At 72.1% G+C, this 2,504-nt stretch carries 2 protein-coding genes and 1 rRNA gene; all 3 read left to right on the top strand.

Going from position 1 to position 2,504, the window contains the following annotated elements; genetic code table 11:
* Positions 1-92, top strand: a 5S ribosomal RNA gene (gene rrf, locus ACFW9Z_RS31980); the annotation flags it as partial.
* 183 nt (positions 93-275) lie between these two features.
* Entirely contained in the window at positions 276-1,562 is a 1,287-nt protein-coding gene (locus ACFW9Z_RS31975; RefSeq protein WP_384646278.1) for a hypothetical protein, read from the top strand.
* Complete coding sequence (locus ACFW9Z_RS31970; protein WP_384646275.1) at positions 1,559-2,320, top strand: tetratricopeptide repeat protein; 762 nt, start codon at positions 1,559-1,561, stop codon at positions 2,318-2,320. The genes ACFW9Z_RS31975 and ACFW9Z_RS31970 overlap by 4 nt, the downstream gene beginning before the upstream one ends.
* The last annotated feature ends 184 nt before the right edge of the window (positions 2,321-2,504 follow it).

Genomic DNA, 2,504 nt, shown 5'->3' with positions numbered 1-2,504 from the left:
CGCCCGGTTACATTCCGAACCCGGAAGCTAAGCCTTTCAGCGCCGATGGTACTGCAGGGGGGACCCTGTGGGAGAGTAGGACGCCGCCGAACAATCTTTCAAGGACCCCTGGTCCCAGCGTTCAACGCTGGGACCAGGGGTCCTTTTGTTTTTGTCGAAGCGCGTCGGACCGTCGGCTGCGCGAGAATGTCTGTGGTACCCGAAGACAGGAGTCACACCCATGTCCACCAACTCTCCCGACGATCGTCCGGAGCGCGAGCCGCGTCGCCGGGACGGTGGTGACCGGGGCGGTTACCGCGGTGGTCGTGACGACCGGTCCGGTTCCGCAGCACCGCGCCGCGACAACGACCGAGGCCCCCGTCGCGACGACAGCCGGCCGACCGGCGGCGGCTCCGGTGGCGGTTTCCGCCGTGACGACCGGGATCGTGGACCGCGTCGTGACGACAACCGGGGCGGTGGCTCCGGTGGCGGGTTCCGTCGGGACGACAACCGTGGTGGCGGCTCCGGCGGTGGGTTCCGCCGTGAGGATCGCGGTGGTGGGTTCCGTCGTGATGATGACCGTGGTGGTCGTCCCAGTGGTGGTGGGTTTGAGCGTCGTGACGATCGGCCGCGTGGGCCGCGTCGCGATGACGACCGCCGCCCCAGCGGCGGCGGCTTCCCCCGTGATGACCGTGGCGGCAAGGCCGGTGCCGGGTTCCGCCGCGATGACAACCGGGGCGGTGGCTCCGGTGGTGGCTTCCGGCGTGACGATCGCGGTGGCCGCCCGTCCGGTGGTGGGTTTGAGCGTCGTGATGACCGGCCGCGTGGGCCGCGTCGCGATGACGACCGCCCCAGCGGCGGCGGCTTCCGTCGTGACGACAACCGGGGTGGCGGCTCCGGCGGTGGGTTCCGCCGTGAGGATCGCGGTGGTGGGTTCCGTCGTGATGATGACCGTGGTGGTCGTCCCAGTGGTGGTGGGTTTGAGCGTCGTGATGATCGGCCGCGTGGGCCGCGTCGCGATGACGACCGCCCCAGCGGCGGCGGCTTCCGTCGGGACGACAACCGGGGCGGTGGCTCCGGTGGCGGGTTCCGTCGGGACGACCGTGACCGGGGCGGAAACACCGGTGGTGGCTTCCGGCGTGATGACAACCGTGGTGGCGGCTCCGGTGGCGGGTTCCGTCGGGACGACCGGGACCGCGACCGGGATCGTGAGCCTCGTCGTGATGATGACCGTGGTGGTTACCGCGGTGGTTCGCAGCGTGATGACCGTGGTGGCCGCCCGTCCGGTGGTGGGTTCGAGCGTCGTGACGATCGGCCGCGTGGGCCGCGTCGCGATGACGACCGCCCCAGCGGTGGCGGCTTCCGGCGTGATGACAACCGGGGCGGTGGCTTCCGCCGCGACGACCGGGACCGGGGCGGGGACCGTGGTGGCTACCGCGGTGGGCAGCGTGACGACCGCGACCGTGGCGGATTCCGTGGCCGGGACGACCGGGACCGGGACCGGGAGCCGATCAAGCGGCTGCCCATCCCCGACGACGTCACCGGCGACGAGATCGACAAGGACGTACGCCAGGAGCTCATGAGCCTGCCGAAGACCCTTGCCGAGGATGTCGCGCGCAACCTCGTCATGGTGGCCCGGCTGATCGACGAGGACCCGGAGGAGGCGTACGCGTACGCCCGTATCGCTCTGCGGCTGGCCTCGCGTGTCGCCGCCGTGCGGGAAGCGGCCGGGTTCGCCGCCTACGCGACGCAGAAGTACGCGGAGGCGCTCGCCGAGTTCCGGGCGTCCCGTCGGATGACCGGGTCCGTGGACCTGTGGCCCGTCATGGCGGACTGCGAGCGCGGTCTCGGCCGGCCCGAGCGGGCGATGGCCATGGCCGGTGAGCCCGAGGTGCAGAAGCTGGACAAGGCCGGCCAGGTCGAGATGCGGCTGGTGGCTGCCGGTGCCCGTCGGGACATGGGGCAGATCGATGCCGCCATCGTCACGCTCCAGGGCCCCGAGCTCGCCTCCAACTCCATCCAGCCGTGGACGCCGCGTCTCCGTTACGCGTACGCGGACGCGCTGCTGGAGGCGGGCCGCGAGGACGAGGCCCGTGAGTGGTTCGGCAAGGCCCTGGAGGCCGACAAGGACGGCTCGACCGACGCGTCGGACCGGCTCGCCGAGCTGGACGGGGTGGAGTTCGTCGATGCCCTGGGTGACGACGAGGCCGTGGAGATCGTCGAAGTCGACGGATCCGTCCTCTCCGTCGACGACGCCCCCGAGGGCGACGATGACGAGCGTGATGAGGACGACGAGAACGACGATGAGGACGAGCTCGGCGGTGGGGCGGACAAGGCCTAGGCGCTGATCTCGTAAAAGCTGACGGCCGGCAGCTGCCCGCCGTCAGTCGGGAACAGGAGAGAGGGGGGGGGGGGGGCCCCGGGGGGCCGCCCCCCCACCCGCCCCCCCCGCGGTTCTGCGAGGAGGGCCCGCGGCCCCCGGACGCCCCCCGGGGCCCGCCGGGGGGGGGGCGGGGGGGGGGGGG

The sequence above is a fragment of the Streptomyces sp. NPDC059452 genome (assembly GCF_042750035.1).
Lineage (GTDB): Bacteria > Actinomycetota > Actinomycetes > Streptomycetales > Streptomycetaceae > Streptomyces.
The sequence above is the reverse complement of the archived record's forward strand: the minus strand, read 5'-3'. Positions and strand labels throughout refer to the sequence as shown.